Annotated in this window: 7 protein-coding genes; 3 read left to right on the forward strand and 4 right to left on the reverse strand. The window is 69.4% G+C overall.

Annotated features, from left to right (window positions below):
• The 4 genes from Q8Q85_05975 to Q8Q85_05990 form a co-directional block, all read right to left on the reverse strand.
• Positions 1-552, reverse strand: a 552-nt coding sequence (locus Q8Q85_05975) for a biotin transporter BioY (GenBank protein MDP3773799.1), incomplete at its 3' end; no start/stop codon positions are given.
• A complete protein-coding gene (locus Q8Q85_05980) occupies positions 549-1,739 on the reverse strand; it encodes an acetyl-CoA C-acetyltransferase (protein ID MDP3773800.1) in 1,191 nt (396 codons plus the stop codon). The genes Q8Q85_05975 and Q8Q85_05980, both read right to left, overlap by 4 nt.
• Before the next feature lie 125 nt (positions 1,740-1,864).
• Positions 1,865-3,808, reverse strand: a complete 1,944-nt coding sequence (gene thrS, locus Q8Q85_05985; protein MDP3773801.1) for a threonine--tRNA ligase — start codon at positions 3,806-3,808, stop codon at positions 1,865-1,867.
• 54 nt (positions 3,809-3,862) lie between these two features.
• The gene (locus tag Q8Q85_05990) at positions 3,863-4,003 is read right to left on the reverse strand and encodes a hypothetical protein (GenBank protein ID MDP3773802.1); all 141 of its coding nucleotides are present in this window, start codon (positions 4,001-4,003) and stop codon (positions 3,863-3,865) included.
• A 104-nt stretch (positions 4,004-4,107) separates the two neighbouring features.
• Between Q8Q85_05990 and Q8Q85_05995 the strand changes: the two genes are divergently transcribed.
• From Q8Q85_05995 to Q8Q85_06005, 3 genes are all read left to right on the forward strand, one after another.
• Positions 4,108-4,575 (forward strand): BON domain-containing protein, encoded by a 468-nt coding sequence (locus Q8Q85_05995; protein MDP3773803.1) that lies wholly within the window; start codon positions 4,108-4,110, stop codon positions 4,573-4,575.
• Positions 4,576-4,738: 163 nt separating this feature from the next.
• On the forward strand, positions 4,739-7,501 hold the full coding sequence (locus Q8Q85_06000) for a valine--tRNA ligase (GenBank protein ID MDP3773804.1): 2,763 nt from the start codon (positions 4,739-4,741) through the stop codon (positions 7,499-7,501).
• Between the two features lie 146 nt (positions 7,502-7,647).
• A partial coding sequence (locus Q8Q85_06005; protein ID MDP3773805.1) for an Ig-like domain-containing domain occupies positions 7,648-8,639 on the forward strand: 992 nt, incomplete at its 3' end.

Consider the following 8,639-nt stretch of genomic DNA (forward strand, 5'->3'; position numbering starts at 1 on the left):
CACCTTCAACAGGTCTCCCAGGATGAACGGGACGAGTCCCATGGCGATCGCGCTTTGGGCGCTTCCGGTGAGCACGAGGAGCTGGGCCGCGCCGCCGACGTGAATGGTGACGATGCCGGCCAATGCGGCGAGGGTGGAACGTTTGAACGACGGAACGGCGGAACGAATGTCCCCTTCCGACGTTCCGACGTTGCGCTGTACCACCCATCCCACCAGCGCCGCAGCCATGGGATAGGCCAGCAGGAACCCGCCCGTCGGGCCGAAGAGCCGCGCGAGCCCTGGCGCGCCTAACGGCGTGAAGACCGGCAGGCCGACCGCGCCCATCTCGAGATACACTGCGAGGCTGAGGGCCCCGTAGCCCGGGCCCAGCAGCCCTCCGACGATCAGCACGGCGAGGGGCTGGAGCGTCATGGGGACGGGCGTGCCGGGGAGCGGGACCGCGAACTGCGCGGCCAGCGCGACCAGCATCGCTCCCACGGTCACGAGGAGCGCGCGACGCAAGTGCGGCAGGACCCGGGACGAGACGGTGGTGGCGGACGGCAGCGTCGTCATGACATGCGCTCCACTGAGAGGGCGACCGCGTTGCCGCCGCCGAGGCAGAGGGTGGCGAGACCCGTGGCGGCGTTCCGGGCCCGCAACGCGTACAGCAAGGTAGTGAGGATGCGAGCGCCGCTCGCCCCGATCGGATGGCCGAGGGCTACGGCACCGCCGTTCACGTTCACGCGCGACCAGTCCCAGCCGAGCGCGTTCCCGTCGGCCAGGGCTTGAACGGCGAACGCCTCGTTGGCCTCGATCAGGTCGTAATCGGCGATCTTCCTGCCTTCCTTCTTCATCAAGTTCTGCACCGCGACGATCGGCGCGAAGAAGAGGTCCTTGGGCTCGCCGCCGCCGGCGGCATAAGCGGTGATGCGCGCCATGGGCTCCAGCCGGTGCGCTTCGGCGAACGCGAGCGACGTCACGACGAGCGCGCTCGCGCCGTCGTTCAAGCCGGGCGCGTTGCCCGCCGTCACGCTCCCGTCCTTCTGGAACGCGGGCTTGAGCTTGCCGAGCGCTTCGAGCGTGGTGTCCGCGCGAGGCGGCTCGTCGGTCTTGATGATCTGGCTACCCTTCCGGTCCGCGATCTCCACCGGAGCGATCTCCGCCTCGAACGCGCAGGCCTGTTGCGCCGCGACCGCCTTCTGGTGGCTCTCCAGCGCGAAGCGGTCCTGTTGCTCGCGGGTGACGCCGGCCTTCTGCGCGGTGTACTCGGCGTACGCACCCATGTGGCAGTCGCCGAACGAGCACCAGAGGCCGTCCTTGATGACGCCGTCCACCAGGGTCTGGTTCCCGAACTTCACCCCGCCGCGGATGCCGAACATGTAATACGGCGCGTTCGACATCGACTCCATGCCGCCCGCCACGACGCACTCGGCGTCGCCGGCCTTGATGGCCTGCGCGGCGAGCATCACCGCCTTGAGCCCCGATCCGCACACCTTGTTGACCGTGAGGGATGGGATCTCGCCGGGGAGACCGGCGTGGATCGCCGCCTGGCGCGCGGGCGCCTGTCCCGCGCCGCCCTGGACCACGTGGCCCATGATGACCTCCTGCACGTCGGCGTCGGCGACGCCGGCGCGCTTCACCGCTTCACGGATGGCGACGGCGCCGAGCCGAGGCGCGGTGAGGGGCGCGAGGCCGCCCTGGAAGCGGCCGATGGGGGTGCGAGTGGCGCTGACGATGACGGGTGTGTTTCGGCTATCCATAGTGTTGGGCTTCCTCTCAGGCGGATGCCGGGAGCCGGGAGCCGGGAGCCGTTCCATTCATGCGCGACGCAGGTGCGCAGCCGTTCCCTTCGTGCGCACCGCAGGTACGGCTCCCGGCTCCCGAATCACGGCGCCATCGCCCGGTTCGCGATCTGGTCTTTCAGCTTCCCGATGAAGTCGTGCTGCGGCATCACGTCCTGCTTCTTCCCGGCGCCGCGGATCCGGACGGCGACCGTGCCTGCCTCGACCTCCCGCGCGCCGATCACCGCGAGGTACGGGACCTTGGCGATCTCGCCGTCGCGCACCTTGTAGTTCAGCGTCTCGCTGCGCGCGTCGAGGTGCGAACGGACGCCGGCCGCGCGCAGGCTTTCGTGGAACCGCCGCGCCGCCTCGTTCTGGGTGTCGCCGATCGGGAGGACGCGCACCTGCTCGGGCGCGAGCCACAGCGGGAACGCCCCCGCGAAGTGCTCGATCAGGAACCCGATGAACCGCTCCAGCGTGCCGAAGATCGCTCGGTGGATCATCACCGGGCAGTGCGGCTTGTTGTCGGCCCCAGTGTACTCGAGCTGGAAGCGATCGGGGAGCATGAAGTCGAGCTGGATGGTCGTCCCCTGCCACTCTCGCCCGATGGCGTCCTTGAACTTCACGTCGATCTTGGGGCCGTAGAAGGCGCCGCCACCGACATCCAGACGGTAGGGGAGCCCGCGCCGGTCGAGTGCGGCCTGGAGCGCGCTTTCCGCCTGGTCCCATACTTCGTCGCTCCCCAGCTTCTGATCGGGGCGGGTCGCGAGGTCGAGCCGGTACTCGATCCCGAAGGTGCGGCGGAGCACCAGGTCCGTCAGGTCGATGAGGTTGAAGATCTCCTCCTCGATCTGGTCCGGCCGCATGAAGAGGTGCGCGTCGTCCATCGAGAGGCCGCGCACCCGCAGCATCCCGTGCAGCGTGCCCGACCTCTCGTTGCGGTAGACGTTGGCGATCTCCGCGAGGCGCAGCGGCAGGTCGCGGTAGCTCCGCTGCTGGCTCTGGTAGATGAGGATGTGCATCGGGCAGTTCATCGGCTTGACCCGGTAGCGCACCCCTTCACTCTCCCCGGCTCCGCCCGCCATCGCCGGGAACTGGTTCTCCGCGTAGTACGGTAGATGGCCGGAGCGGATGAACAGCTCTTCGCGGGTGATGTGGGGCGTGTACACCAGGTGGTAGCCGCGCTCGAGGATCAGGTCCTCGATGAAGCGCGAGAGCTGGAACTTCAGCATCGCGCCCTTGGGATGCCAGAGGATCAGCCCCGGCCCGACGTCCTCCTGGATCGAGAACAGGTCGAGCGCCTTGCCGATGACGCGGTGGTCGCGCTTCCGCGCCTCCTCGAGCCGATCGAGGTACCGCTCGAGCTCCTGCTTGCCGAACCAGGCGGTGCCGTAGATGCGCTGCAGCATCTGGCGGCGCTCGTCGCCGCGCCAGTACGCGCCGGCCCCGTGCAGCAGCTTGAAATGCTGGATGCGCCCGGTGCTGGGCAGGTGCGGGCCGCGGCAGAGGTCCGCGAACGGGCCGTCGGTGTAGACGGAGATCACTTCATCGTCGCGGATCTCGGCAAGGCGCTCGAGCTTGAGCGGGTCGCCGGCGAAACGCTGCTCCGCCTCGCCGCGCGCCACCTCCTCGCGCACGAACGGGTAGTCAGCCTTCACCACTTCGCGCATCTCTGCCTCGATCTTCTCGAGGTCCTCGGGCGTGAAGGGACGCGGCACGGCGAAGTCGTAGTAGAAGCCGTCCTCGATGGGCGGGCCGAAGCCGATGCCGGCATCCGGGAAGAGGCGCCTCACCGCCGTCGCGAGGGCGTGCGCGGCGGAGTGGCGGAGGACGAAGAGCGCGTCCGCGTCCTGGTCGGTGAGCAGCTGGAACGGGCCCGACGAGACCAGCGGCCGGTCCATCTCCACGATGGAGCCGTTCAGCCGCGCGGCGAGCGCGGCCTTCGCCAGCCGCGGGCCGATCGACTCGGCAACGGCGCGCGGCGTCGTGCCCGTGGCTACCCGCCGTTCAGAGCCGTCGGGGAGCGTCAGGACCAGCTCCTCAGTCATGATGGGCCAAGGACGCGAGGACGTGAAGACGAGAAGACGACCACGTTTCGATCCTCAGAGATTCAGCAGGGGACTGACGTGCCGTCCGTACCTGAAGAACAGCACCAGCAACGCCAGGATGACGGCGAACCCGACCCCCCAAGCCACGGCCTGGCCGGTCGTCAGACGGTCCGACGGGACCCGTTCGTCAGTCACCGGACGACCACCTCGCCGAGATGGCGCAACTTGCGATGGGGAGCCTGTTTCGCCACTGTTACACAATGTAGTCGGGGCCTATCGCCCTTGCCACCGGAGAGGTCGTGCGACGAGCCAGATCCGAACCCGCCATCGAGGCAGCCGACATCCTCGCGATGATCAGCGGCGGCGTGCTCGGGCTCGCTCTCGGTTTCATCGCCGGCGAGAGCGTCGGCCGGGTCAACACCCGCCGCATCGCGACCGCCATGGCGCGGTGGCGGGAGCGGCGGTTGCGGAGCGCGCCCCGCGTCTGGACGGCGGAGGACGGGGAGCGCCTTGAAGCCCGGGTCCTCGACGCCCTCGCCCGGGACGTGATACTGGCGCGGCGTCCGGTGCGGGTCCGGGTCCTCGGCATGGGCCTCGTCGAACTCTCCGGCCGCGTCGAGCACGTCTCCGAGGTGGCGCTCGCCGGCGACATCGCGCAGGAGGTGGATGGCGTGGCTACCGTACTCAACCACCTGCTGGTGACGGGCGTGGACGAAACCGTCGTGGCGGTACCCGGGCCGAGCACACCTCGCGCGGCGCGCGGCTAGCCCGGGGATGAGTGCGAGACCAGCGGCCCGCGATGAGCGGGTTTTTTTGTGAGAGACGGGGTGAGGGGAGATGGGGGAGATAGGGGAAATAGGGGAGTTAGGGGAGTTAGGGGAGATGGGAGAGAAGGTGATGTGGTGATGAGGTGATGGAGATGATGGGGTGATGGAGGTGATGAAAGCGATGGGGGACAGTGGGGAGAACGTGAGCACCGCGTCGGATACCTTGGGTGGGCGGGAGCCGCTGGCACCGCAGTACGACGCCACGGCCATCGAGCCGGCGCTCTACGCCGAGTGGATGGCGCGCGATCTGTTCACGCCCGACCCCGCCGGCCGGGCGAAGCCGTTCGTCATCGTCATCCCGCCGCCCAACGTGACGGCGGTGCTCCACATGGGCCAGGGCCTCAACAACGTTTTGCAGGACGTCATCGTCCGCTTCGAGCGGATGCGCGGCCGCAATACGCTGTGGCTGCCGGGCACCGACCACGCGGGCATCGCGACCCAGAACGTGGTCGAGCGACTGCTCGCCAACGAGGGGCTGACCCGCTTCGATGTCGGACGGGGTGCGTTCGTCCGGCGCTGCGAGCAGTTCGTCGCGGAGACGGGCGGTACGATCCTGGAGCAGCTCAAGGCCATTGGCTGCTCGTGCGACTGGACGCGCACCCGTTACACGCTCTCCCCCGAGCTGTCGCGGGCGGTCCGTGAGGTCTTCGTGCGGTTGTGGGAAGAGGGGCTCGTCTACCGCGGCCACCGGGTGATCCACTGGTGCCCCCGCTGCAATACCTCACTGTCGGACGAGGAGGCCGAGCCCAGCGAGACCGACGGGCAGCTGTATCACCTCCGCTACCCGCTCGAGGGCGAGGACGGCTTCGTGACGGTGGCGACGACGCGGCCGGAGACGATGCTGGGCGACGTGGCGGTGGCCGTGAGCCCCGACGACGACGCGAAGGGCACGCTGGTGGGCCGCGAGGTAGTGCTGCCCATCGCCGAGATCCGAATCCCGATCATCGCCGACGAGCACGTCGACGCGGCCTTCGGAAGCGGGTTCGTGAAGATCACCCCCGCGCACGACGCCGACGACTTCGAGGTCGGGAAGCGTCACGCCCTCCCCGCCCCGCTGGTGATGACCGAGGACGGCCGCATGGCCGACCTCTCGCTCGAGGGGAAGCCCGGCGGTCGCGTCCCGGAGCCGCTGTTCGGCATGGACCGCTTCGAGGCGCGGAAGCGGGTGCTGGAGATCCTGAAGGCGCGGGGGCTGCTGGCGAAGACGGAGCCGCACCGCCACGCCATCCGCCACTGCTACCGGTGCGCGACGGTGGTCGAGCCGCGGCTCTCGGACCAGTGGTTCGTGAAGATGAAGCCGCTGGCCGAGCCGGCGCTGGAAGCGTACCGCACCGGGGAGGTGCGCTTCATCCCCGAGCGGCGCGGCAACGACTACGAGCGGTGGCTGCTCAACATCCGCGACTGGAACATCTCGCGGCAGCTGTGGTGGGGGCACCGCATCCCGGTGTGGTACTGCGATGGGTGCGGCACCTCGAAGGCGCATCGAGAGGACCCGTCGAAGTGCCAAGCGTGCGGCGGCCCGCTGCGCCAGGACGAGGACGTGCTCGACACCTGGTTCAGCTCGTGGCTCTGGCCATTCTCCACGCTCGGCTGGCCTCTGAAAACCGAGGACCTCGCGCGCTTCTACCCGGGTGACGTGATCGTCACCGCGCCGGAGATCCTCTTCTTCTGGGTGGCGCGGATGATCTTCGCGGGCCTCCACTTCATGGGGCGCCTCCCCTTCCACACCGTGTACCTGCACGGCACCGTGCGCGACACCCAGCACCGGAAGATGTCTAAATCGCTGGGCAACGGCATTGACCCTTTGGACGTGGTGCGGCGGTACGGCGCGGATGCGCTGCGCTTCACCGTTACGCACGGGCTCGCCGTGGGCACGGACATCGTGCTCGACCCGGACGATCTCGAGGGGTCGTTCGCGTCGGGGCGGAACTTCGCGAACAAGCTGTGGAACGTCGGGCGGCTGGTGTTGGCGCACGTAGAAAGCGTTGAAGAGAAGAAGGCGTTGAGGGTTGAGGAGCTGAACGCACCGGACCTGCATCTGGCGGACCGTTGGATCCTCTCGCGGCTTCAGCACGTGGTGCGCGGGGCGACGGAGAACCTGGAAGGGTTCCGCCTGAACGACGCGGTGGGCGCGCCGTACCACTTCCTCTGGGACGACTTCGCGGACTGGTACCTGGAGGGGGAGGCCAAGCCTCGGCTTCGGGGCGACCAGCCCGGCGGCGACGCGGCGCGGGCCGTGGCGGTACACTGCTTCGACGCGACGCTGCGCCTGCTTCATCCCGTGCTCCCCTACATCACGGAGACGCTGTGGCGTCGGCTGCCCGGCAACGCGGGGAAGACGATCGTGACGGCCCCGTGGCCGGTGGCGGACAACCGGCTCATTGACGCGAACGCCGAGGGCTCGTTCGCGTGGATCCAAGCGGCAACCAACGCGATCCGCGAGATCCGCGCGGACTATGGTTTGAAGCCGAACCAGACGGTCGCGGCGTCGTCTTCCGGACTGACGAGCAAGACCCGCGAGGCTCTCGAACAGGGACGCGACTTGATCAAGCGGCTCGCGAAGGTGTCGAGGCTGGAAGAAGCGCCTCCCTCGAGTGTGGGCGCGCACGCGATCCTCCCTGAGGGTTCGTCAATGCATGTCGAGTTGGGCGATGCGATAGACGTGAGGAAGGAGTGCTCGCGCCTTGGCGACGAACTGGCGCGGCTGGAGAAGCAGCTCGCCGGACTCGCGGCGAAGCTCGCCAACGAGAGCTTCACGGCCAAGGCGCCGCCGGAGATCGTGGCGGGCGAACGGGCCAAGCAGGCGCAGTGGACGGAGAAGGTCGCGGCGCTCGAGGCGAAGCGGCGGACCCTCGGGTGCCGGTGAGGCGCACAGGCGCGCAGCCGCACAGCCGCACCGTGCGCTTGTGCGCCTGTGCCCCTGTGCGGCTGTGCGCCTGTGCCCTCTTGCTCTCGTGTGCATCGCAGGGCGACCCGCCCGGCGGCCCTCCCGACCAGGATCCTCCGCTGGTCGTGCGCGTCTCGCCCGACTCGGGCGCGGTCCTCGCGGCGCCACCGTCCGAAGTCGAGATCGTGTTCGACGAAGTGGTGAATGAGCGCATCGCCGCGCAGCGGACGGAGATCAGCGGGGCCGTGATCCTGTCACCCGACACCGGCGTGTCGCGCGTGAGCTGGCATCGCGACCGGCTCACGGTGAGGCCACGCGGCGGCTTCAAGCCGGGGCGCATCTACCGGGTCGAGCTGCTGCCGGTGCTCGCCGACCTTCGTCAGAACCGGCTCAAGGAAGGCAGGCTGATCGTCTTCTCGACCGGACCCGCGATCCCGGCGGCGGCGCTGCGCGGCGCCATCGTGGACTGGCCCGGCGGCCGGATGGGGGTGAGCGCCCTGATCGAGGCCGTTCTCCTTCCCGATTCGCTTCCATACCGCGCGCTCGCGGACTCGTCCGGGAGCTTCGAGATGCGCCAGGTCCCGCCCGGCGCGTACCTCGTCTACGGGACGATAGACCAGGACGGCAACCGGCGGCGCGGGCCGCGCGAGGCGTACGACACCGTGCGCGTGACGCTGGGCGACTCCGCCGCGGTGGAGCTCTACGCGTTCGTCCACGACACGACCGGGCCGAGGATCCGCAGCGCGGAAGTGGTGGACTCGTTGACCTTCCGGCTGGTGTTCGACCGTCCGCTCGACCCGGCCTCTCCGCTGGATACCACGATGGTCCAGGTGATGCCGGCCGCGGACACGACGCAGCGCCTGCCCGTCCGGCTCGTGGGGACGCAGGCGACTCTCGACTCGCTTCGCAGGCGAGAGGCCACCGCACGCGCCCCCGCCGACTCGACCGGCCCCCGTGAGCCGCGCGCGCCGCCGGTCGTCGCTCCCGGCGCACCGGGCGCCCCGGCAGGCCGAGGCACTCCCGGCGCACCGGCACCGGCAGCGACTCGCGATTCGGCGCCGGCCATGCGGATGCTGGCGCGGCGCCCCGCCCCGACCGACGCGCGACTGGTAGGTCT

Source organism: Gemmatimonadales bacterium, from assembly GCA_030697825.1.
Classification (GTDB): Bacteria; Gemmatimonadota; Gemmatimonadetes; order Gemmatimonadales; family JACORV01; genus JACORV01.

What these genes read in the sequence shown, in the direction of transcription:
- Q8Q85_05980 (MDP3773800.1), bottom strand. Translation starts at nt 1,739, where the DNA reads ATGGATAGCCGAAACACACCCGTCATCGTCAGCGCCACTCGCACCCCC.
- thrS (MDP3773801.1), bottom strand. Translation starts at nt 3,808, where the DNA reads ATGACTGAGGAGCTGGTCCTGACGCTCCCCGACGGCTCTGAACGGCGG.
- Q8Q85_06000 (MDP3773804.1), top strand. Translation starts at nt 4,739, where the DNA reads ATGGAGGTGATGAAAGCGATGGGGGACAGTGGGGAGAACGTGAGCACC.